Origin of the sequence: Streptomyces sp. UG1 (genome assembly GCF_049974585.1) — a bacterium.
Lineage (GTDB): Bacteria > Actinomycetota > Actinomycetes > Streptomycetales > Streptomycetaceae > Streptomyces.
The window spans coordinates 15,433-35,670 of the sequence record NZ_JBNGGG010000004.1 but is presented as its reverse complement, the minus strand read 5'-3'; the positions used below and the strand labels follow the sequence as shown (position 1 = coordinate 35,670).

Sequence of the window (20,238 nt, the reverse complement as noted above, 5' to 3'; positions counted from 1 at the left end):
GACAGTAACGGCCACTCTGTCGTCTTGAGTGACCCCCTTCACATCAGTCGAACTGATCCCCCAGCGCCATCACCATCACTCCGGTGACGAGCAGCCACAGCGCCCGGCGGGTGCGTCCCCGCGAGCCGAGGAAGGCGGCGAGCGCGCAGACGGCGGCGCCGAAGGCATAGGCGGCCGGGACGAGGGCCGGGGCGGATCCGGTGGCCCGGAGCAGGGCGGCGGCCAGCCCCGCGAGGCCGAGCAGCGCCCCGGTCAGGGCCGCCGTCCAGCGGGCCCGCCGGGCCACCTGCGCCGGGTCCTCGACGTCGTCCGGCTCTTCGTCGCGTACGTCCTCCGGCGTCTCGGACCGCTCCTCCCCCGTCTCGGATATCTCGGAATCACCGCGTCCACTCATGGCGGGCGAGCGTAGCGGGTCGCGCCGGGAAACAGGATGCGGGTCCGCACGGTCGGCTGCTAGCTTCCGAAGGTCGACCCCTGTGCGGCACACCGCCGCCGACCTGGGCAGGTGCATTGTTTGAGCGTCCGACCGAGCTCTGTCGTATCCCTTTCCGCCTTCAAGGACTCAAGGAGCCCGTTCACCGATGCCAGACATCACCCCGGGGACCTCGACGAATGAGGACCTCGCCAAGCGGCTGAACCACGCCCGCTACCCGCGCAGCAACAGCTACGACCCCCGCTGGGTCATCGAGAACCAGATGGGCCCGAACGCCCTCTGGCTGCTGGAGTGGCTGTCTCCCGCCCTCGGACTGGACGCCCTGCGCCCCGGCGCCCGCGTCCTCGACCTGGGCTGCGGACGGGCGATGACCTCCGTCTTCCTGGCCAGGGAGTACGACGCTCAGGTCACCGCCGCGGACCTGTGGATCAAGCCCGACGACAACGCCCGGCGCATCGCCGAGGCCGGCTTCGCCGACCGGGTGCTTCCGGTGCACGCCGAGGCGCACGACCTGCCGTTCGCCGAGGGCGGCTTCGACGCGATCGTGAGCATCGACGCGTACCAGTACTTCGGCACGAACGATCTCTATCTGCCCACCTTGACCCGGCTGCTGAAGCCCGGTGGGCGGATCGGAGTCGTCGTGCCCGCGCTGCGTCAGGAGCCGGGCGGCTGCGAACCGCCGGAGCATCTCCAGCCGTGGTGGGAGCCCGACTTCTGGTGCTTCCACTCCGCCGAGTGGTGGCGGCGCCACTGGACCCGCAGTGGGGCCGTCGAGGTCGAGGCCGCCGACTGGCTGGACGACGGCTGGCGGGACTGGCTGCTGTGGTGCGAAGTGATCGCCGAGGAGAGCCCGGAGGAGTTCCATCGCACGATGGCCCGCCGGGTCGGCGAGATGGTGCGCCATGACGAGGGCCGCGCGCTGGGCTTCGTACGGCTCGTAGGGCGCCGTATCTGACCAGCGCTGGGGTGATGCACCTGGCCCGGTGCATCACCCCAGCGGCGTGCAGGAATGGGGCTCAGCCCTCGCTGACGCCCAGCTTCTCCAGGATCAGCTCCTTGACGCGCGCGGCGTCGGCCTGACCCCGGGTGGCCTTCATGACGGCGCCGACCAGGGCGCCGGCCGCCGCCACCTTGCCGCCGCGGATCTTGTCCGCGATGGCCGGGTTGCCGGCGATGGCCTCCTCGACGGCGGTGGTCAGGGCACCCTCGTCGGAGACGACCTTCAGACCGCGCTTGTCGACGACCTCGTCCGGGGTGCCTTCGCCCGCGAGGACGCCCTCGATGACCTGACGGGCCAGCTTGTCGTTCAGGTCGCCCTTCGAGACCAGCTCGGTGACCCGGGCGACCTGCGCCGGGGTGATGGCCAGCTCGTCCAGCGGCGTGCCCGACTCGTTGGCGCTGCGCGCCAGTTCGCCCATCCACCACTTGCGGGCGGAGGCGGCGTCGGCTCCGGCGTCGATGGTGGCGACGATCGGCTCCAGCGCGCCGGCGTTGAGGATCGCCTGCATGTCGGTGGCCGAGATGCCCCACTCCGCGAGCAGCCGGGTGCGGCGGACCAGCGGCAGCTCGGGCAGGGCCGCCCGGAGCTCCTCGACCCACTCGCGGGACGGGGCGACCGGGACCAGGTCCGGCTCGGGGAAGTACCGGTAGTCCTCGGCCTCTTCCTTCACCCGGCCCGAGGTCGTGGACCCCGTGTCCTCGTGGAAGTGGCGGGTCTCCTGGATGACCGTCCCACCGCCGCTCAGTACGGCGGCGTGCCGCTGGATCTCGTAGCGGGCCGCGCGCTCCACGGACCGCAGCGAGTTGACGTTCTTGGTCTCGCTCCGCGTGCCGAACTTCTCGCTGCCCTTGGGCATCAGCGAGAGGTTGACGTCGCAGCGCATCTGCCCCATCTCCATGCGGGCTTCCGACACACCGAGCGCCTTGATGAGCTCGCGCAGTTCACGGACGTACGCCTTCGCCACTTCGGGAGCGCGGTCGCCGGCACCGACGATCGGCTTGGTGACGATCTCGATGAGCGGGATGCCCGCGCGGTTGTAGTCGAGGAGGGAGTGCTGCGCGCCGTGGATACGGCCCGTCGCGCCGCCGACGTGCGTCGACTTGCCGGTGTCCTCCTCCATGTGGGCGCGCTCGATCTCCACGCGGAAGGTCTCGCCGTCCTCCAACTGGACGTCGAGGTAGCCGTTGAAGGCGATCGGCTCGTCGTACTGGGAGGTCTGGAAGTTCTTCGGCATGTCCGGATAGAAGTAGTTCTTCCGGGCGAAGCGGCACCACTCGGCGATCTCGCAGTTCAGCGCGAGACCGATCTTGATCGCGGACTCGACGCCGGTCTTGTTCATGACCGGGAGCGCGCCGGGCAGGCCGAGGCAGGTGGGGCAGGTCTGCGTGTTGGCGCCCTGACCGAGGGCGGTCGAACAGCCGCAGAACATCTTGGTCTTGGTGCCGAGTTCGACATGGACCTCGAGGCCCATGACGGGGTCGTACGACGCCAGCGCGTCCTCGTACGACACCAGGTCGGTCGTGGTGGTCACGGTGAAACTTCCCTCTCAGCCCAGCAGGACGTCGTCGTCGCCCAGCCGCTTCAGCTCGCGGTAGAGGATGGCGAGGCCGGTGACGATGGCGGCGGCGGACACGGCGGCGTCGATCAAGCGCAGCGTGTCGCTCTCCACGCGGGCCTTCTTGGCCTGCTTGGCGACACTGACCGCACCGAACGCGGTGGTGGCCATGGACAGGTACAGACCGGACTTGGACTTCTTGAAGTCCTTGGCCTTGGACAGCTTGCTCACAGCGACGGTGCCTCCTCCAGGAGCGGGTGCCCCCACTTTTCCACGAAGGCCGCCTCGACGGCCGCGCCGACCTTGTACAGACGGTCGTCCTTCATCGCCGGGGCGATGATCTGCAGGCCGACCGGGAGGTTGTCCTCCGGCGCCAGACCGCACGGCAGCGACATGGCCGCGTTGCCCGCGAGGTTGGTGGGGATGGTGCACAGGTCGGCGAGGTACATCGCCATCGGGTCGTCGGCGCGCTCGCCGATCGCGAAGGCGGTGGTCGGCGTCGTCGGCGAGACGATGACGTCGACCTGCTCGAAGGCCTTCTCGAAGTCGCGCGTGATGAGCGTGCGGACCTTCTGGGCGCTGCCGTAGTACGCGTCGTAGTAGCCGGAGCTCAGCGCGTACGTACCGAGCATGATGCGCCGCTTGACCTCGGGGCCGAAGCCCGCCTCACGGGTGAGGGAGGTGACCTCCTCGGCGGAGTGCGTGCCGTCGTCGCCGGTCCGCAGGCCGTAGCGCAGGCCATCGAAGCGGGCGAGGTTGGAGGAGCACTCGGAGGGCGCGATCAGGTAGTACGCGGAGAGCGCGAGGTCGAAGGACGGGCAGTCCAGCTCGACGATCTCGGCGCCCAGTTCCTTCAGGAGGGCCACGGACTCGTCGAAGCGCTGGATGACGCCGGCCTGGTAGCCCTCGCCGCGGAACTGCTTGACGACGCCGACGCGCATCCCGGCGACGCTGCCGTTGCGGGCGGCCTCGACCACCGGCGGGACCGGGGCGTCGATGGACGTGGAGTCCAGCGGGTCGTGGCCGGCGATGACCTCGTGCAGCAGAGCCGCGTCCAGGACCGTACGGGCGCAGGGCCCGCCCTGGTCGAGGGAGGAGGAGAAGGCGACCATGCCGAAGCGGGACACCGCGCCGTACGTCGGCTTCACGCCGACCGTGCCGGTGACGGCGGCCGGCTGGCGGATGGAGCCGCCGGTGTCGGTGCCGATGGCCAGCGGCGCCTGGAAGGAGGCGAGCGCGGCGGAGGAGCCGCCGCCCGAGCCGCCGGGGATCTTGGTGAGGTCCCAGGGGTTGCCGGTGGGCCCGTACGCGCTGTTCTCCGTGCTCGACCCCATGGCGAACTCGTCCATGTTGGTCTTGCCGAGGATGACGACGTCGGCGGCCTTGAGGCGCTGGGTGAGGGTGGCGTCGTACGGCGGAATCCACCCTTCGAGGATCTTCGAGCCGACGGTCGTCGGGATGCCCTCGGTGGTGAAGATGTCCTTCAGCGCGAGCGGAACGCCGGCGAGGGGACCGAGCTTCTCCCCGCGCTCCCGCTTCTCGTCGACGGCACGGGCCTGGGCGAGGGCGCCCTCGCGGTCGACGTGCAGGAAGGCGTGCACCTTCTCGTCGACGGCCTCGATGCGGGCCAGGTGGGCCTCGGCGACCTCGACGGCCGTCAGCTCGCCGGAGGCGATCTTCGCGGCGGTCTCGGCGGCGGTGAGCTTGATGATGTCCGTCATGGCTTCTTAGTCCTCCCCCAGGATCTGCGGCACCTTGAAACGCTGCTGCTCCTGGGCCGGGGCGCCGGAGAGCGCCTGCTCGGGGGTGAGCGACGGACGGACCTCGTCCACGCGCATGACGTTCGTCAGCGGGAGCGGGTGCGAGGTCGGCGGTACGTCTTGGTCGGCGACCTCGCTGACGCGGGCGACCGCGCCGATGATGTCGTCCAGCTGTCCCGCGAAGTGTTCGAGCTCTTCGGGCTTCAGCTCCAGACGCGCCAGCCGGGCGAGGTGGGCGACCTCCTCGCGCGTGATGCCAGGCATGCAGCGATCCTCTGGGGTGAGTGTGTGTGGTTTGGGGCTGGGGCTTGCCGGCGCATTCCCGTCGTCCGCCCGAAGGGCGGGCCGCGCGGCGTCTGGTGCGTGCGATCGCAAGGCGCCGGAGCGTCCTCGTGGCGGAGCCACGTGGACGATTCGGCAACGCGGCGAGCGCGCGTGCCAGGCGTCGCGCGGCAGACGGGAATGTGCCGGCAAGCCCCAATCCTATGGGGCGGGGGCGGGTGGCCGTGAAACGGTTTCCGGGGCGCGGGCCCGCTAGGCCAGGAACAGCAGAACGGCGCTGATCAGTACGACGACCGCCGTGGCGAAGTGGACGCCGAAGGCCACCGCCTTCGCGCCGCCGTGCCGCAGCACGACCAGGGTGTCGCAGAGCGGCACGATCGCCACGGCGAGCATGAACCAGGCCTCGGCGCGGGCGCCGACGAAGAACAGCAGCGCCAGGCCCACCAGGCCGAAGGTGCCGTCCCGCAGGCCCTTGATCGTGAGATACGCGCCGGCGTCACCCTCCGGCCGGGCGGGGACGCCGTAGCCGGTGGCGGCGGAGGCGGGCTGGAACAGGAACCGGTAGCCGAGGAACAGGCAGAACAGGTTGAGCACGACGGCCAGGGTGTAGGCGGTCACGGTCATGCCGTCACTCCTTACTAGCAGCGCTAGGGACAAGAGCGAAGCTAACAGAGCGGCGACAGTTGTGCTAGCGCTGCTAGAATTTCGGCTATGTCGATCCAGACGCGCAAGGAGCGCGAACGAGCGGAACGCGAGCGGCTGATCGTCACGGCGGCCCGGGAACTCGCGGAGTCGGAGGGCTGGGACGCGGTGACCACCCGTCGGCTGGCGGCGGAGATCGAGTACAGCCAGCCGGTCCTCTACAGCCACTTCAAGGGCAAGGACGCGATCATGGCCGCCGTCGCGGTGCAGGCCTTCGCGGACCTGGCTGACGAGTTGCGTACGGCCCGGGCGGCGGCGCAGGGTGCGCGCGCGGAGCTGGCGGCGGTGGGTGAGGCGTACGTTTCCTTCGGGCGGCGGCATCCCGCCCTGTACGACGCCATGTTCACGCACGCGGTGCCGCTCCCCTTCGCCACCGAGGAGGCTCCGGCGCCCCTGCAGGAGGGGTTCGGGGAGCTGCTACAGGCGATCACGCCCTTCGCGGCCCCGGGCGACGACCCAGGTCTGCTGACGGAGACCTACTGGGCCGGACTGCACGGCCTGGTGACGCTGATGCGCAGCGGGCGCCTGCCGGAGCGGGCGCACGAACAGCGGCTGGCGCTGCTGATCGGGCACTTCACGGCGGCCTCCGGCTGACGACCGGACGCCTCGAGGTCAGGTCTTTCGTCGGTCGCCGCGGCTCATTCGTCCGTCGCCGCGGCCGGCAGAGCCGCTCGCGGCCGCTGCCACCCCCGCGACCCGCGCGCCCGCAGCCACGCCGTCGTCTCCTCCGCCGGCATCGCGGCGGCCACCAGCCACCCCTGTACGGCGTCGCAGCCCAGATCCCGCAGCCGTTCCCAGGTCTCGTCGTCCTCGACGCCCTCGGCGACCACCAGCAGGCCCAGCGAATGCGCCAGATCCACCGTGCAGCGCACGATCTCCGCGTCCTCGGTGTCCACCGCGAGCCGGGCGACGAACGAACGGTCGATCTTCAGCTCGCTCACCGGCAGCCGTCTGAGGTGGACCAGCGAGGAGTAGCCCGTCCCGAAGTCGTCCAGGGACATCTTCACGCCGTGCCCGGTCAGCCCGGCCAGCGTGTCCGCGGCCCGCTGCGGGTCCTCCAGCAGGACGTGTTCCGTTATCTCGAGCTGGAGCGCTCCCGCCGGGACGCCGTGCCGGGCGAGCCGGGCGGCGACGGAGCCCGCGAAGCCGGGGGTGTGGACATCGCGCGGGGAGACGTTGACCGCGACCGGCACATACAGCCCCTGGGAGCGCCACCGGGCCACCTGCCCGAGCGCCGTCTCCAGCACGTACTCCGTCAGATGCGGCATCAGCCCCGAGGACTCGGCGATCGCTATGAACTCGTCCGGCGGCACCTTCCCGCGTTCCGGGTGCACCCAACGCACCAGGGCCTCGAGGCCCGAGACCTGTCCGTCGAAGCGGACCTTCGGCTGGTAGTGCAGCTCGACCTCGTGCGCGTCGAGGGCGCGGCGCAGATCGCCCAGCAGGCCCAGCCGGTCCGGGGTGTTCGAGTCGCGCTTGGACTCGTAGACCTCCACGCCCGTACGGTCCCGCTTCGCCTGGTACATCGCCACGTCCGCGCGCCGCAGCAGCCCCTCGGCGTCCAGGGCGTGGTCCGGGAAGACGGCGACGCCCGCACTGGCCTCCAGGACCAGGGTGAGGCCGTCGAGGTCGAGTGGGGAGCTGAGGGCGGTGACGAGGCCGCGGGCGACCCGGGTCGCGGACGTCGTGGAGTCGGCGACCGGCAGTAAGACGGCGAACTCGTCGCCGCCGAGCCGCGCGGCCTCCGCTCCGCGCGGCAGGGCCAGGCGCAGCCGGTCCGCTATCTGCAACAGCAGCCGGTCACCGGCCAGATGGCCGAGCGTGTCATTGACCGACCGGAACCGGTCGAGGTCGATCAGCATCAGGGCGGACCGGGCGTCGATGCGCTCGGCGTCGTCGAGCGCGGTCCAGATGCGCTCCAGCAGCCACTGCCGGTTGGGCAGCCCGGTCAGTGGATCACGCAACTGCTCCTCCGCCCGGGCCCGGGCTATCCACAGGGTGGAGTCCAGCGCAATGAGGGGGATCGAGAACAGCGGCAGCAGAAGGGGCTTGGCGATGGCGACGACGCACACCAGCGGCGCGATGCCCAGCAGCGCGACCGCGACCAGTCCGTGTCTGACCAGGGCGGTGCGCTCGACGGTGGGCAGTCCGCCGCGCGGGGCGTGCAGGTACCACAGCAGGACCCGGGTGACCGCGAGATAGGCGGCGGCGACGAGCACCACGCCGGGGGCGGTGTAGAGGGTCCAGGTGTCCGGGTTCCAGGGGTTCTCGACGGTCGGCACCCGTCCGAAGGCGGCCAGCACGAGGGCCCCCGCCGCGATGCCGAGGATGTCCACCGCGCCGTGCAGCACGCCCTGGCGCCAGCGGCCCCGGCGGGCGATGCCGACCAGGACGACGACGGTGAGGCTGACCATGCCGGCGGACACCCAGCCGTACAGCATCAGCACGGCGAGGGTGAGGGCGGCGCCGGAGCCGGTGCCGCCCCACCAGCGGGCGCGGCCGAGCGCGACCAGGTGGCCGACGATGACGCCGGTCAGCACGGCCAGCGACCAGCCGACCGTGCCGGACGGGAAGAGGGCGTGGTTGTCGGTGAACGCCCGGTAGAACCCGGCGCCGAGGACGAACCCGGCCGCCGCGACGACCGCCGCGGGCAGCGCGGGCCAGGACAGGTGCCGTTCGTGGTCGGGGTGGTGCAGCCCGGCGGTGCGGTCGGCGCCGAGCGGCGCGGTGGGGCGGCCGTCCACCGCGGTGCGCTCTGAGGTGGCGCGCCCGGCGCCGCCGTCCGCACCCGGACGCACCGCTGCCCGCGCCGTCCACCCCCGCCACGCACCGGCCATCCGGCGCAGCCGTGAGTGCGGGGCGGCGCTCTCGGTCGGTTCCATTCCCGTCCCTCTCACAGCCGGCGGTGCCCACGCCACGCGGCCCGATGCCCGACAACGACCTTCAACGGCACCGCGTTGGAAAGCCCTTCCCCTCGCTCTTCACAGCTCTTCAAGAGCAAGGGGATGCCCCAACCGCAGCGGGGCACGGCAGGCGCACATCTCAACAGTAGGCCGCAGAAGGCTTCCACGGGCAGCGGTCGTCGACGGTTGCCCGAATGCGCCCCAGCCACCCGTATGCATCTGGTATGCGCAGATCGGGTGGCCTTCAACCGCTACTCCGCCACGGGGAGGGCAACTTCGGCCGCCGCTTCGGGACCCTGTTCCAACAGGACATTGAAGCCATCCTCGTTCAGAACAGGCACCTTGAGCTGCATGGCCTTGTCATATTTGGACCCAGGGCTGTCACCTACGACAACAAAAGATGTCTTCTTCGAAACGGAACCGGTCACCTTCGCCCCGCGGCTCTGGAGCGCGTCCTTGGCGCCGTCGCGCGTGAAGTGCTCCAGTGTGCCGGTCACCACCACCGTGAGCCCCTCCAGCGGACGCGGCCCCTCGTCCTGACCGGAGCCCTCCTCCTCCATGCGGACGCCGGCCGCCTTCCACTTGCGGAGGATCTCCTGGTGCCACTCCTCGGCGAACCACTCCTTGAGCGAGGCGGCGATGATCGAGCCGACGCCCTCGGTGTTCGCCAGCTCCTCCTCGCTCGCCTGCTCGATACGGTCGATGGAGCGGAACTCACGGGCCAGCGCCTCCGCGGCGACCGGGCCGACGTGACGGATCGACAGTCCGGTCAGGACGCGGGCCAGCGGGCGCTCCTTGGCGGCGGCGATGAACTCCAGCATCGCGACCGCGTTCTTCTTCAGCTCGCCCTGCTGGTTGGCGAAGACCGTGGCGATCTTCTCCTCGCCGGTCTTCGGGTCCCGCTTGGGCAGGCCGCTGTCCTGGTCGAGGACGTACGCCTTGATGGGCAGGAGCTGCTCGGGCGTCAGGTCGAACAGGTCGCCCTCGTCGACCAGCGGCGGATCGGCCGGCTCCAGCGGCTTGGTGAGCGCGGCGGCGGCGACATAGCCGAAGTGCTCGATGTCCAGCGCCTTGCGGCCCGCGAGGTAGAACAGGCGCTCACGCAACTGGGCCGGGCAGGTGCGGGCGTTCGGGCAGCGCAGATCGACGTCGCCCTCCTTCATGGGCCTGAGCGCCGTACCGCACTCCGGGCACTCGGCCGGCATCACGAACTCGCGCTCGCTGCCGTCGCGCAGGTCGACGACGGGACCGAGGATCTCCGGGATGACGTCGCCGGCCTTGCGCAGCACCACCGTGTCGCCGATGAGGACGCCCTTGGCCTTGACGACGTCCTGGTTGTGCAGGGTGGCGAACTCGACCTCCGAGCCCGCGACCGTGACCGGCTCGACCTGGGCGTACGGCGTCACCCGGCCGGTGCGGCCGACGCCCACGCGGATGTTGACGAGCTTGGTGTTGACCTCCTCCGGCGCGTACTTGTACGCGATGGCCCAGCGCGGGGCGCGGGAGGTGGAGCCGAGGCGGCCCTGGAGCGGGATCTCGTCGAGCTTGACGACGACTCCGTCGATCTCGTGCTCCACGGAGTGCCGGTTCTCGCCGAAGTGGGCGATGAACTCCCGTACGCCGTCCAGGCCGTCGACCACCTTGTTGTGCCGGGCAGTGGGCAGGCCCCAGGTCTTCAGCAGGTCGTACGCCTGGGAGAGGCGGGTCATGCCGTCGAAGCCCTCGAGGGCGCCGATGCCGTGGACCACCATGTGCAGGGGCCGGGTGGCGGTGACGCGCGGGTCCTTCTGGCGCAGTGAACCGGCCGCCGCGTTGCGCGGGTTGGCGAAGGGCTTGTCGCCGGCCTCGACCAGACGGGCGTTGAGCTCCTGGAACTTCTCCATCGGGAAGTAGACCTCACCCCGGATCTCCACCAGATCCGGGATGCGGTCGCCGCCCAGCCGGTCCGGAATGTCCGTGATGGTACGGACATTGGGGGTGATGTCCTCGCCGGTTCGACCGTCGCCTCGGGTCGCCGCGCGGGTGAGGCGGCCGTGCTCGTAGGTGAGGTTGACGGCGAGGCCGTCGACCTTGAGCTCGCACAGGAAGTGGTGCGCGGAGGTGCCGACGTCCTTGTGGACGCGCTCCGCCCAGGCGGCGAGCTCCAGGTCGTCGAAGGCGTTGTCGAGCGAGAGCATGCGCTCGCGGTGCTGGACCGCCGTGAACTCCGTCTCGTACGCACCCGCGACCTTCTGGGTCGGCGAGTCCGGAGTGCGCAGCTCCGGGTACTCCTCCTCCAGCGCCTCCAGCGAGCGCAGCAGCTTGTCGAACTCCGCGTCGCTGATGACCGGAGCGTCCTTCACGTAGTACCGGAAGCGGTGCTCCTCGATCTGCTCAGCGAGCTGCGCGTGCTTCTCCCGTGCCTCGGCGGGCACCGTCGTCTCCGCTTGCTTGTCGCCGGCCACCGTGTTGTCCTCCCGTTACTCTGGGTTGTCCGCGAGGGATCTCGCCGCCCGGACGCAGTGGGCGAGAGCCTTGCGCGCGTACTCGGGAGAGGCCCCCGCGAGTCCGCACGACGGCGTCAGAGTGACCGCCTCCGCGAGAAGCCCCGGTGACAGCCCCAGCCTGCGCCACAGCGTCCTGACACCCATGACGCTACCGGCAGGGTCTGACAATGGGCCGTCCGTGCCCGGGACGACACCGGCGAAGAGCCGGGTGCCTCCTTCCACCGCCTCGCCGATCGCGTCGTCGTCACGTTCGGTGAGGAGAGAGAAGTCGAACGAGACCGCCGCCGCGCCCGCCCGGCGCAGCAGGGCGAACGGGACGTCCGGTGCGCACGAGTGGACCACGACGGGCCCGTCGCCGTGAACCCCGACGACGTCGCGGAGGGTGGCCTCGACGATCTGCCGGTCCACCGCGCGGTGGGTGCGGTAGCCACTGGCGGTCTTGACCTGGCCGCGCAGTACGGCGATGAGGGAGGGCTCGTCGAGTTGGAGGACGAGTCGGGCGCCGGGGACTCGGCGGTGGACCTCCGCGAGGTGCTGGCGCAGGCCTTCGGCGAGGGAGGCGGCGAGGTCTCGGCAGGCGCCGGGGTCGGAGAGGGCTGCCTCGCCGTTCTTCAGCTCCAGGGCGGTGGCCAGGGTCCATGGGCCCACGGCCTGGACCTTCAGCAGGCCCTCGTATCCCTGGGTGAACTCCTCCAGCGCGTCGAGGTCCTCCCCCAGCCAGGACCTGGCCCGCCTGGTGTCCCGCCCCGGCCGGTCCCCGATCCGCCACCCGCTGGGCTCCACGCGCGCGTACAGCTCGACGAGCATCCCGGCGGTCCGGCCGATCATGTCCGCGCCGGGGCCGCGTGCTGGGAGTTCTGCGAGGAACGGGAAGTCCTCGAAGGACCCGGTGACGGTCTTGGCGGCCTCGCGGGCGTCGGCGCCGGGCATCGAGCCGATGCCGGTGGCCGGGCCGAAACGAATGTCTGCGTTCACGTGTGCAGCCTATGTTTTCGCCCCCGCCGCCCCTACCCGTCCCATCCCTGGGGGCTGCCGCCCCCAGACCCCCGCTTCGGCCCTGAACGGGCCTCGTCCTCAAACGCCGGACGGGCTGATATATCCCGACCGGCGCCTCGACAGTGCCGTCACCTCCCCGGCCGCACCGTCAGGTCGTTCACCTCCGCGTCCCGCGGCAGGTCCAGGGCCATCAGGATCGTCGTCGCCACCGACTCGGGGTCGATCCACTTGGAGGGGTCGTACTCCTTGCCCTCCTGCTGGTGGACCTTGGCCTGCATGGGGCTGGCCGTGCGACCGGGGTAGACCGAGGTGACGCGGATGCCGTTGCCGTGCTCCTCGTGGCGCAGGGAGTCGGCCAGGGCCTTGAGGCCGTGCTTGGAGGCGGCGTAGGCGGACCAGTCGGCGTGCGCGTTGAGGCCGGCGCCCGAGTTGACGAAGACGACGTGGCCTCGGGTGGCGCGGAGCTGGGGGAGGAAGTGGCGGGTCAGCTCCGCGGGGGCGATCAGGTTGACGTTGAGCTGGTGACGCCAGGACTTCGGGGTCAGGTCGCCCACCGGGCCCAGGTCCACGACCCCGGCGATATGGAGCAGGGAGTCCACCCGGTCCGGAAGCGACTGGTGGGAGAAGGCCCAGGACAGCTTGTCCGGGTCGGCCAGGTCTCCGACCAGTGTCCTGGCGCCGGGGAACTCCGCCGCCAGTTCCTTCGCGCGCCCCGCGTCGCGCGCGTGGAGGACGAGATCGTCCCCGCGCGCGTGCAGACGGCGGGCGACGGCCGCGCCGATGCCGGAGCCGGCCCCGGTGATCACATGAGTAGCCATGCCCGCCATGCTCGCATCACTCCAGGCCGCGGCTCTCCTCCAGGTAGGCCAGGGCCCCCACCGGCTCCTCCGCGAAGAACACCAGGTCGGTCAGCGGACGGGGCAGGAAGCCCTCCTCCTCCATGCGGCGGAACTGCTGCTTGAGGCCGTCGTAGAAGCCCGCGGTGTTCAGCAGGACCACCGGCTTGTCCGTGTGGCCGTGCTTCTTCAGCTCCAGGATCTCCGTCGCCTCGTCGAGCGTGCCCGTGCCGCCGACCATGATCACGACCGCGTCGGCCTTCTCCAGCAGCAGCTTCTTGCGCTCGGCGAGATCCCTGGCGATGACCATCTCGTCGGCGCCCTGACGGGCCTTCGCCGCGAGGAAGTCCACGGAGACCCCGCACAGCCGCCCGCCGGCGTCCTGGACCCCGTCGGCGACCACTTTCATCAGCCCGACGTCCGAACCGCCCCACACGAGCGTGTGCCCGCCCTTGCCCAGCAGTTTCGCGAACTCGCGCGCGGGGCGCGTGTATCGGTCGTCGAGGTCGGCGGCGGAGAGGAAGACGCAGATTCGCATGGAGCCACCGTACGCGGGAAGAACCCGGCGCCCGTGAGTGCTTTTCGGTCGGCAACTGCTGAGTCGGTTGCTGGCCATGGCTGGCCAACGCGTCCCTCGTCCGGGTGAACGGGGCCGGTTACCGGGATCTTGCGTGTGCCGGGAACGCATGATCGGTGATGGCAACCCAGTTCGCGGTGACCCGGGAAGGGGGGAGGGGCGGTGGCACGTCAGCGTGCAAGGAAGCGTGCGTTGCGTACGATCGCGCCTCCGTTCACCGTGGCCGCGCCCTCGGGTGCTCGGATCCGGGACCGGCTCCGTGTCGACACCGCGGACGAGGAGGTCCTCACCCTGGTCGGCCTGCACCTCGGCCGTCATCAGCGGGCGGATCTCGCCGAGCGCGTCGCGATCGGCTCGGTGCCGGTGAAGGACAACCGGCGCGCCGAGCGGAAGAGGCAGCTGACGGCGGTGTCGTCGTCGCGCTGGGCGGGTGCCATGACCCGCGCCAGCGAGGACCAGTACCAGCTCAGCATGCGCTGCCTGTACGACGAGCGCGCCGGACTGCGCCGCGCCATCGGCAAGATCGCCCGTCGCCTCGCCGTCCCGTGCGGGCAACGCAAGGGCACGGCGCGCGGCTACGCAGACCAGAACGAACGCTTCCAGAAGCAGCGCCGCCGCCAGGCACTCACGCAGCGCCTGGCGGTGGTGGAGCAGCGCATCACCGAAGGCCGCCCGGCCGTTGTGGCGGGCGGACGGCGCCTGCTGCACACACGCCACCACCTCACCGAAGCCGGCCTCACCCTGCCCGAGTGGCGGCAACGCTGGGAGGCGGCGCGCCTGTTCCTGACCGCCGACGGCGAGTGCGGCGCCCCGCACGGCAACTACACGATCTGCGTCGACCCCTCCAACGGCAGCGTGACGATCGTGCTGCCCGGGCCACTGCAGCACCTGGCGAACGCGCCACGGGGCCGCTACCGGCTCTCGTGCACGGTTGCCTTCTCCCACCTGCGGCAGGAGTGGCTGGACCGCGCGATGGCGAACCGGGCGGTGCGTTACGACATCGCGCACGACCCGGCCCGCGGCCGCTGGTACCTCGACGCCTCGTGGGGCACGGACACGACCGTGCCGCCCTCGCCGGAAGAGATCCGGGCGGCCGGTGCGCGGCTGCTCGCCGTCGACCTCAACGCGGACCATCTCGCCGCCTGCGTTCTGGACCCGCACGGCAACCCCGTCGGCCACCCCGTCACCATCCCCATGGACCTGACGGGCCCCACCCCCACGAGGGACGGCCGGCTGCGGGCCGCGATCACCGCCCTGACCTCCCTCGCCCACGAACACGGCTGCGCCGGCATCGTGATCGAGAACCTCGGCTTCAGAGACGCCCGCGCCACCGGCCGCGAGACCATGGGACACGGACGGCGCGGCAAGACCTTCCGCCGTACCGTCTCCGGCATCCCCACCTCCCGCTTCCGCGAACGACTGCGCGGCATGGCCTACCACCAAGGGCTGGTCGTCATCGCCGTAGACCCGGCCTACACCTCACGCTGGGGAGCCGCCCACTGGCAGCAGCCCCTCCAGCGGCAGAACAAGCAGACCACGACCACGGTGACGCGGCACCACGCCGACGCCGTGGCCATCGGACGGCGCGGCCTGGGTCACCGGATCCGGCGTCGGCCAGGTGTGACCGCCAACGACCAGAGGATCGTTGCGCGGAGAGCTACCGGCCAGACCGGACCCGGCCCCAGGCCGCGCGGGACCACGAGCCCACCCAGGACAACGGGCACGCCCCATCGGGGCCGTAAGACCCGGCTGGACCACGGTGACCAGCTCGTGCTGTTCCCCGCACCCAGGACCGTTCGGGGTGCACCCCGTGCCAGATGCCTCACACCTGGCCCGGAATGTGTTCATTCGGCCAACAGCGGCCAACAACGCTAGGAACGGTATGGCTGACGGACACACGATCACGATCGAGCAGGGCACGCGACGCGTACGGGCCGTTCACGGCGGTCAGGTCCTGGCGGAGAGCGACCGGCCCCTCGTCCTGCGCGAGACCGGCTGTCCCGTGCGGTACTACCTCCCCGCCGAGGACGTACGGCTGGACCTGCTGACGCCCTCCGACACGCACACGTACTGCCCCTTCAAGGGAACGGCCTCCTACTGGTCGCTGCCGGACGCGGCGGACCTCGTCTGGTCGTATCCGGACCCCGAACCGGACGTGGCCGAGATCAAGAACCACCTGTGCTTCTACGAAGTCGAAGTGTCGTGAGCGATTAGTTCCGTGCCGTACGGCAATCTCCACAGGCATGGACAAGAAGACCAATTCGGCAGACGGCACCTCCATCGCCTACGAGACCTCCGGGGACGGTCCCGCGGTGATCCTCGTCAGTGGGGCGATGTCCACCGGGGGCACTGTGGCGCCGCTGGCCGTGCCCCTGGCGGATCGCTTCAAGGTCGTCGTGTACGACAGGCGTGGGCGCGGGGAGAGCCGTGACACGCCGCCGTACGCGGTGGAGCGCGAGGTCGAGGACCTCGCCGCGCTGATCGAGGCGGCCGGCGGGGAGGCGGCGCTGTGCGGCATCTCGTCGGGTGGCGCCCTGGCGCTGGAGGCGGCGGCGAGTGGGCTGCCGGTGCGTCAGGTCGCCGTGTACGAGGTGCCGTTCGCCGTCAACGAGGGCGGCGCCAAGGAACGCGCGGAGTACACCGAGCGGCTGACGGAGGCTCTGGACGAGGGACGGCGCGGGGACGCCGTCGAGCTGTTCCTGCGGCTGGCCGGGATGGCCGAGCAGATGATCCAGGGCGCCCGCCAGTCCCCCATGTGGCGCGGCATGGAGACGATCGCGCCGAGCCTGGCCTACGACAACGCCGTGATGGGCGACGGCCTGGTGCCCCGGCACCGGCTGGCGTCGATCACCGTCCCGGTGCTGGCCGTCGCGGGCGGCGCGAGCCCCGCGTGGATGCACGAGGCGGCGCGGGCCGTCGCGGAGACCGTGCCGGGCGGGGCGTACCGGATCCTGGAGGGGCAGACCCACATGGTGGAGCCGGACGTGCTCGGGCCGGTGCTGGCCGAGTTCTTCGCGCGGTGAGCGAAGTTCAGACGGTCGACGGCGTCGCGCGCACCGTGGACGCGATCGTCGCCGAGCCCACCACCCGCGTGCCGTCGTACAGGACGATCGCCTGGCCGGGGGCGACGCCGCGGACCGGCTCGGTGAAGGTGACCTCCAGGGAGCCGTCGACCAGTTCGGCGCTCACGTCGGTCTCGCCGCCGTGGGCGCGGAGCTGGGCGGTGTAGGTGCCGGGGCCGGTCGGGGCGGCGCCGCACCAGCGGGGCTTGATGGCGGTGAGGGCGCTGACGTCCAGGGCGGACGCCGGGCCGACCGTCACGGTGTTGTCCACCGGCGAGATGTCGAGGACGTAGCGCGGCTTGCCGTCGGCGGCCGGGGTGCCGATGCGCAGGCCCTTGCGCTGGCCGATGGTGAAGCCGTACGCGCCCTCGTGGGTGCCGAGCCTGGCGCCGGACTCGTCGACGATGTCGCCCTCGGCCTTGCCGAGGCGGTTCGCGAGGAAGCCCTGGGTGTCGCCGTCGGCGATGAAGCAGATGTCGTGCGAGTCGGGCTTCTTGGCGACCGCGAGGCCGCGGCGCTCGGCCTCCGCGCGGATCTCGTCCTTGGTCGTGAGCGTGTCGCCGAGCGGGAACATCGCGTGGGCGAGCTGCTTCTCGTCGAGGACGCCGAGGACGTACGACTGGTCCTTGGCCATGTCGGAGGCGCGGTGCAGCTCGCGGGTGCCGTCCTCGTTCTGGACGACCGTGGCGTAGTGGCCGGTGCAGACCGCGTCGAAGCCGAGGGCGAGCGCCTTGTCGAGCAGCGCCGCGAACTTGATCTTCTCGTTGCAGCGCAGGCACGGGTTGGGGGTGCGGCCGGCCTCGTACTCGGCGATGAAGTCCTCGACGACGTCCTCGCGGAAGCGGTCGGCGAGGTCCCACACGTAGAACGGGATGCCGATGACGTCCGCGGCGCGGCGGGCGTCGCGCGAGTCCTCGATGGTGCAGCAGCCCCGTGCGCCCGTGCGGAAGGACTGCGGGTTCGCGGAGAGCGCGAGGTGGACGCCGGTCACGTCGTGCCCCGCCTCGGCGGCGCGGGCGGCGGCCACGGCGGAGTCGACCCCGCCGGACATGGCGGCGAGGACGCGGAGGGGGCGGGAGGGCTGCGCGGTGTCAGTCATAACCCTTCCAGGGTAAGGGGGCGCGGGAACCAGGGCCCGCGAGTATCCGTTGACGATCACATGGGACAGCGGAAGGCTCCGAAGGACGGCGACCGGAAGGTCGGCCGTCGTGCGTTGCTCATCGGCGGGACGGCGGCCGCCGTGGGCTCGGCCGTGCTGGCCCGGGACGAGCTGGCGCGGCTGTGGTGGCGGGTGCCGGGCATGGAGAAGCCGCGCAAGGCGGGCGAGGTCGACTTCGCGGGGGCGCGCTGGGTGGCGGCGTCGGACGCGAACTGGAGACGGGCGGACCGGCCCGACGACTACGGCGTGGGCATGGTGATCATCCATGTCACACAGGGCAGCCACGACAGCGCGGTGAAAGCCTTCCAGGACCCCGGTCACAAGGCGGCCGCGCACTACATCGTGCGCCAGGACGGCCGCATCACTCAGATGATCCGCGAGCTGGACGTGGCGTACCACGCGGGCAACCGCGACTACAACGAGCGCAGTGTCGGCATCGAGCACGAGGGCTTCGTGGACCGTCCGCAGGACCTCACGGACGAGATGTACGAGGCCTCGGCGCGGCTCACGGCCCGGATATGCGCCCGCTACGACATCCCCGTCGACCGCGAGCACATCATCGGCCATGTGGAGGTGCCGGGGACCGACCACACCGATCCCGGGGAGCACTGGGACTGGGACCGGTACATGAAGCTGGTGCGGGAGGCGCGTACGGCGCCCGCGTAGCGACCCGGCCGCCCTGCGACCCGCGCCGCCCCAGGTGAGCCCCGGCTAGGTGAGCCCGGCCGCCCGCGCCCGTTCCACCACCGGCCCGATCGCCTTGGCGACCGCCTCCACGTCGGCCTCCGTGGAGGTGTGGCCGAGGGAGAAGCGCAGGGTGCCGCGGGCCAGGTCGGGGTCGGTGCCGGTGGCCAGCAGGACGTGGCTGGGCTGGGCGACGCCCGCGGTGCAGGCGGAGCCGGTGGAGCACTCGATGCCCTGGGCGTCCAGGAGCAGCAGCAGGGAGTCGCCCTCGCAGCCGGGGAACGTGAAGTGGGCGTTGGCCGGGAGGCGGCCGCCGGGTGCCGGGTCGCCGCCGAGGATCGCGTCCGGGACCGCCGTACGCACCGCCTCGACCAAGGCGTCGCGCAGGGCGCCGATCTCGTTCGCGAACCATTCGCGCTGCTCGGCGGCGAGGCGGCCGGCGACCGCGAAGGAGGCGATGGCGGGGACGTCGAGGGTGCCGGAGCGGACATGGCGCTCCTGGCCGCCGCCGTGCAGGACGGGGACGGGGGTCTGATCGCGGCCGAGGATCAGGGCGCCGATGCCGTACGGGCCGCCGATCTTGTGCCCGGAGACGGTCATCGCGGCGAGCCCTGAGGCGGCGAAGTCGACCGGGACCTGGCCGAAGGCCTGGACGGCGTCGGCGTGCAGGGGGACGTCGAACTCCCTTGCCACGTCGGCCAGTTCCCGCACCGGCATGACGGTGCCGATCTCGTTGTTGGCCCACATCACGGTGGCCAGGGCGACGTCGTCGGGGTTGCGGGCGATGGCCTCGCGCAGGGCGTCGGGGTGGACCCGGCCGTAGGAGTCGACCGGGAGGTACTCGACGTTCGCGCCCTCGTGCTCGGCGAGCCAGTGGACGGCGTCGAGGACGGCGTGGTGTTCGACGGGGCTGGCCAGGACGCGGGTGCGGGTGCCGGCCGGGGAGGCGTCGCGGCGGGACCAGTACAGGCCCTTGACCGCGAGGTTGTCGGCCTCGGTGCCGCCGGAGGCGAAGACGACCTCGCTGGGGCGGGCGCCGAGCGCTTCCGCGAGGGTCTCGCGGGCCTCCTCGACGGTGCGCCTGGCTCGGCGGCCGGATGCGTGGAGGGAGGACGCGTTGCCGGTGACGCTCAGCCGGGCGGTCAGCGCCTCTGCCGCCTCCGGGAGCATGGGGGTCGTCGCGGCGTGGTCGAGGTAAGCCATGGTGGCGACGATTCTACGGGGGCGTGTCGGCCGACCTCGATCCAAGGTGGGGCAGTACTGCGGGCCGTGCTCAATACACCTAGAAGCTCCAGGACAGCGTGTTGTCCATCTGCACGAACGCCAGCAGGACCAGCAGGTCGGCGACGCCCAGCCCCATGCCCAGATACGCCCGGCCCTTGCGCCGGGTGCCGCGCCAGAGGGACACCGCCGCCAGGACGATGGCGGTCGGGCCGAGGAAGACGTTGAAGACCAGGAGGCCGATGAGGCCGAGGATGAAGGACGCCACGGCCATGCCGTCGGCGTCGCGGGTGCGGGCGCCGGGGCGGTCGGTGGCCGGTGCGGTGAGTTGCATGGGTGTCAGCTCCTGAGGAGTCGGGTCGGTCCGGGCGGCGGAGTCAGTTGCGGCGGGCGTGACGCTCGCGGGCGGCGAAGACGCCGAGCCATACGGCGATCACACCGGCGGCGACGGCGGTGAAGGCGAGCGGCGCGTGGGCCACGGTGCCCAGCAGCACGCCCAGCAGCAGGAGCGCGGCGACGAGGAACAGCATGGGTCGGATCCCCCTTCGAGATCTCTCGCGACGATCTCTCTCGTTCTCTCTC

The 20,238-nt window shown here is 71.3% G+C and carries 21 protein-coding genes; 6 read left to right on the top strand and 15 right to left on the bottom strand.

Annotated elements, in window-relative coordinates; translation table 11 throughout:
- Window positions 1-43 precede the first annotated feature (43 nt).
- A complete protein-coding gene (locus ACP4J3_RS05555; protein ID WP_426531000.1) occupies window positions 44-394 on the bottom strand; it encodes a hypothetical protein in 351 nt (116 codons plus the stop codon).
- 187 nt (window positions 395-581) lie between these two features.
- On the opposite strand from ACP4J3_RS05555, the gene ACP4J3_RS05550 reads away from it, so the two are divergent.
- A complete protein-coding gene (locus ACP4J3_RS05550) occupies window positions 582-1,388 on the top strand; it encodes an SAM-dependent methyltransferase (protein ID WP_426530998.1) in 807 nt (268 codons plus the stop codon).
- A gap of 61 nt (window positions 1,389-1,449) precedes the next feature.
- On the opposite strand, the gene gatB is transcribed toward ACP4J3_RS05550, so the two are convergent.
- The 5 genes from gatB to ACP4J3_RS05525 all read right to left on the bottom strand — a co-directional run bounded on the left by gatB (window position 1,450) and on the right by ACP4J3_RS05525 (window position 5,654).
- The gene (gene gatB / locus ACP4J3_RS05545) at window positions 1,450-2,964 is read right to left on the bottom strand and encodes an Asp-tRNA(Asn)/Glu-tRNA(Gln) amidotransferase subunit GatB (protein WP_426530996.1); all 1,515 of its coding nucleotides are present in this window, start codon (window positions 2,962-2,964) and stop codon (window positions 1,450-1,452) included.
- A gap of 15 nt (window positions 2,965-2,979) precedes the next feature.
- The gene (locus tag ACP4J3_RS05540) at window positions 2,980-3,219 is read right to left on the bottom strand and encodes a hypothetical protein (RefSeq protein WP_031485323.1); all 240 of its coding nucleotides are present in this window, start codon (window positions 3,217-3,219) and stop codon (window positions 2,980-2,982) included.
- A complete protein-coding gene (gene gatA, locus ACP4J3_RS05535; RefSeq protein WP_426530994.1) occupies window positions 3,216-4,709 on the bottom strand; it encodes an Asp-tRNA(Asn)/Glu-tRNA(Gln) amidotransferase subunit GatA in 1,494 nt (497 codons plus the stop codon). The genes ACP4J3_RS05540 and gatA overlap by 4 nt, the downstream gene beginning before the upstream one ends.
- A 6-nt stretch (window positions 4,710-4,715) precedes the next feature.
- Window positions 4,716-5,012, bottom strand: coding sequence for an Asp-tRNA(Asn)/Glu-tRNA(Gln) amidotransferase subunit GatC (gatC, locus tag ACP4J3_RS05530; protein ID WP_031485327.1), 297 nt, complete (start codon window positions 5,010-5,012; stop codon window positions 4,716-4,718).
- Window positions 5,013-5,282: 270 nt separating this feature from the next.
- Complete coding sequence (locus tag ACP4J3_RS05525) at window positions 5,283-5,654, bottom strand: DUF4267 domain-containing protein (RefSeq protein WP_426530992.1); 372 nt, start codon at window positions 5,652-5,654, stop codon at window positions 5,283-5,285.
- A gap of 87 nt (window positions 5,655-5,741) precedes the next feature.
- On the opposite strand from ACP4J3_RS05525, the gene ACP4J3_RS05520 reads away from it, so the two are divergent.
- A complete protein-coding gene (locus ACP4J3_RS05520) occupies window positions 5,742-6,326 on the top strand; it encodes a TetR/AcrR family transcriptional regulator (RefSeq protein ID WP_426530990.1) in 585 nt (194 codons plus the stop codon).
- A 44-nt stretch (window positions 6,327-6,370) separates the two neighbouring features.
- Here ACP4J3_RS05520 and ACP4J3_RS05515 read toward each other — a convergent pair whose 3' ends face one another.
- The 5 genes from ACP4J3_RS05515 to ACP4J3_RS05495 all read right to left on the bottom strand — a co-directional run bounded on the left by ACP4J3_RS05515 (window position 6,371) and on the right by ACP4J3_RS05495 (window position 13,491).
- A complete protein-coding gene (locus ACP4J3_RS05515; RefSeq protein WP_426530988.1) occupies window positions 6,371-8,614 on the bottom strand; it encodes a putative bifunctional diguanylate cyclase/phosphodiesterase in 2,244 nt (747 codons plus the stop codon).
- Window positions 8,615-8,886: 272 nt separating this feature from the next.
- Entirely contained in the window at window positions 8,887-11,079 is a 2,193-nt protein-coding gene (gene ligA, locus ACP4J3_RS05510) for an NAD-dependent DNA ligase LigA (RefSeq protein WP_426530986.1), read from the bottom strand.
- A gap of 15 nt (window positions 11,080-11,094) precedes the next feature.
- A complete protein-coding gene (locus ACP4J3_RS05505) occupies window positions 11,095-12,096 on the bottom strand; it encodes a methionine synthase (protein ID WP_426530984.1) in 1,002 nt (333 codons plus the stop codon).
- Between the two features lie 149 nt (window positions 12,097-12,245).
- A complete protein-coding gene (locus ACP4J3_RS05500) occupies window positions 12,246-12,935 on the bottom strand; it encodes an SDR family oxidoreductase (RefSeq protein ID WP_426530982.1) in 690 nt (229 codons plus the stop codon).
- 16 nt (window positions 12,936-12,951) lie between these two features.
- Window positions 12,952-13,491 carry a TIGR00730 family Rossman fold protein gene (locus ACP4J3_RS05495; protein ID WP_426530980.1) on the bottom strand — a complete coding sequence of 180 codons (540 nt, stop codon included), beginning with the start codon at window positions 13,489-13,491 and terminating at the stop codon, window positions 12,952-12,954.
- A 231-nt stretch (window positions 13,492-13,722) separates the two neighbouring features.
- Here ACP4J3_RS05495 and ACP4J3_RS05490 point away from each other — a divergent pair, with 231 nt between their 5' ends.
- From ACP4J3_RS05490 to ACP4J3_RS05480, 3 genes are read left to right on the top strand one after another with little or no spacing between them, the layout of a single operon-like run.
- Window positions 13,723-15,405 (top strand): hypothetical protein, encoded by a 1,683-nt coding sequence (locus ACP4J3_RS05490; RefSeq protein ID WP_426530978.1) that lies wholly within the window; start codon window positions 13,723-13,725, stop codon window positions 15,403-15,405.
- 7 nt (window positions 15,406-15,412) lie between these two features.
- The gene (locus ACP4J3_RS05485; protein ID WP_426530976.1) at window positions 15,413-15,736 is read left to right on the top strand and encodes a DUF427 domain-containing protein; all 324 of its coding nucleotides are present in this window, start codon (window positions 15,413-15,415) and stop codon (window positions 15,734-15,736) included.
- Between the two features lie 37 nt (window positions 15,737-15,773).
- Window positions 15,774-16,553 carry an alpha/beta fold hydrolase gene (locus tag ACP4J3_RS05480; protein ID WP_426530974.1) on the top strand — a complete coding sequence of 260 codons (780 nt, stop codon included), beginning with the start codon at window positions 15,774-15,776 and terminating at the stop codon, window positions 16,551-16,553.
- Between the two features lie 7 nt (window positions 16,554-16,560).
- Here the strand turns inward: ACP4J3_RS05480 and mnmA are convergent, their stop codons facing one another.
- Entirely contained in the window at window positions 16,561-17,691 is a 1,131-nt protein-coding gene (gene mnmA, locus ACP4J3_RS05475) for a tRNA 2-thiouridine(34) synthase MnmA (protein ID WP_426530972.1), read from the bottom strand.
- 60 nt (window positions 17,692-17,751) lie between these two features.
- On the opposite strand from mnmA, the gene ACP4J3_RS05470 reads away from it, so the two are divergent.
- The gene (locus ACP4J3_RS05470; RefSeq protein ID WP_426530970.1) at window positions 17,752-18,417 is read left to right on the top strand and encodes an N-acetylmuramoyl-L-alanine amidase; all 666 of its coding nucleotides are present in this window, start codon (window positions 17,752-17,754) and stop codon (window positions 18,415-18,417) included.
- Window positions 18,418-18,462: 45 nt separating this feature from the next.
- Here ACP4J3_RS05470 and ACP4J3_RS05465 read toward each other — a convergent pair whose 3' ends face one another.
- The 3 genes from ACP4J3_RS05465 to ACP4J3_RS05455 form a co-directional block, all read right to left on the bottom strand.
- Entirely contained in the window at window positions 18,463-19,638 is a 1,176-nt protein-coding gene (locus ACP4J3_RS05465; RefSeq protein WP_426530968.1) for a cysteine desulfurase family protein, read from the bottom strand.
- Between the two features lie 79 nt (window positions 19,639-19,717).
- A complete protein-coding gene (locus ACP4J3_RS05460) occupies window positions 19,718-19,990 on the bottom strand; it encodes a DUF4190 domain-containing protein (RefSeq protein ID WP_426530966.1) in 273 nt (90 codons plus the stop codon).
- Between the two features lie 43 nt (window positions 19,991-20,033).
- Entirely contained in the window at window positions 20,034-20,186 is a 153-nt protein-coding gene (locus ACP4J3_RS05455; protein ID WP_194040317.1) for a hypothetical protein, read from the bottom strand.
- Between the last annotated feature and the right edge of the window lie 52 nt (window positions 20,187-20,238).

Bases quoted from the DNA above. Each gene is read 5' to 3' on its own strand.
- ACP4J3_RS05550 (WP_426530998.1), top strand. From the start codon at position 582: ATGCCAGACATCACCCCGGGGACCTCGACGAATGAGGACCTCGCCAAG.
- ACP4J3_RS05470 (WP_426530970.1), top strand. From the start codon at position 17,752: ATGGGACAGCGGAAGGCTCCGAAGGACGGCGACCGGAAGGTCGGCCGT.
- ACP4J3_RS05480 (WP_426530974.1), top strand. From the start codon at position 15,774: ATGGACAAGAAGACCAATTCGGCAGACGGCACCTCCATCGCCTACGAG.
- ACP4J3_RS05520 (WP_426530990.1), top strand. From the start codon at position 5,742: ATGTCGATCCAGACGCGCAAGGAGCGCGAACGAGCGGAACGCGAGCGG.
- ACP4J3_RS05455 (WP_194040317.1), bottom strand. From the start codon at position 20,186: ATGCTGTTCCTCGTCGCCGCGCTCCTGCTGCTGGGCGTGCTGCTGGGC.
- ACP4J3_RS05485 (WP_426530976.1), top strand. From the start codon at position 15,413: ATGGCTGACGGACACACGATCACGATCGAGCAGGGCACGCGACGCGTA.
- ACP4J3_RS05525 (WP_426530992.1), bottom strand. From the start codon at position 5,654: ATGACCGTGACCGCCTACACCCTGGCCGTCGTGCTCAACCTGTTCTGC.
- ACP4J3_RS05460 (WP_426530966.1), bottom strand. From the start codon at position 19,990: ATGCAACTCACCGCACCGGCCACCGACCGCCCCGGCGCCCGCACCCGC.
- ACP4J3_RS05465 (WP_426530968.1), bottom strand. From the start codon at position 19,638: ATGGCTTACCTCGACCACGCCGCGACGACCCCCATGCTCCCGGAGGCG.
- gatA (WP_426530994.1), bottom strand. From the start codon at position 4,709: ATGACGGACATCATCAAGCTCACCGCCGCCGAGACCGCCGCGAAGATC.
- ACP4J3_RS05555 (WP_426531000.1), bottom strand. From the start codon at position 394: ATGAGTGGACGCGGTGATTCCGAGATATCCGAGACGGGGGAGGAGCGG.
- mnmA (WP_426530972.1), bottom strand. From the start codon at position 17,691: ATGACTGACACCGCGCAGCCCTCCCGCCCCCTCCGCGTCCTCGCCGCC.
- ACP4J3_RS05495 (WP_426530980.1), bottom strand. From the start codon at position 13,491: ATGCGAATCTGCGTCTTCCTCTCCGCCGCCGACCTCGACGACCGATAC.
- ACP4J3_RS05515 (WP_426530988.1), bottom strand. From the start codon at position 8,614: ATGGAACCGACCGAGAGCGCCGCCCCGCACTCACGGCTGCGCCGGATG.
- ACP4J3_RS05500 (WP_426530982.1), bottom strand. From the start codon at position 12,935: ATGGCTACTCATGTGATCACCGGGGCCGGCTCCGGCATCGGCGCGGCC.
- gatC (WP_031485327.1), bottom strand. From the start codon at position 5,012: ATGCCTGGCATCACGCGCGAGGAGGTCGCCCACCTCGCCCGGCTGGCG.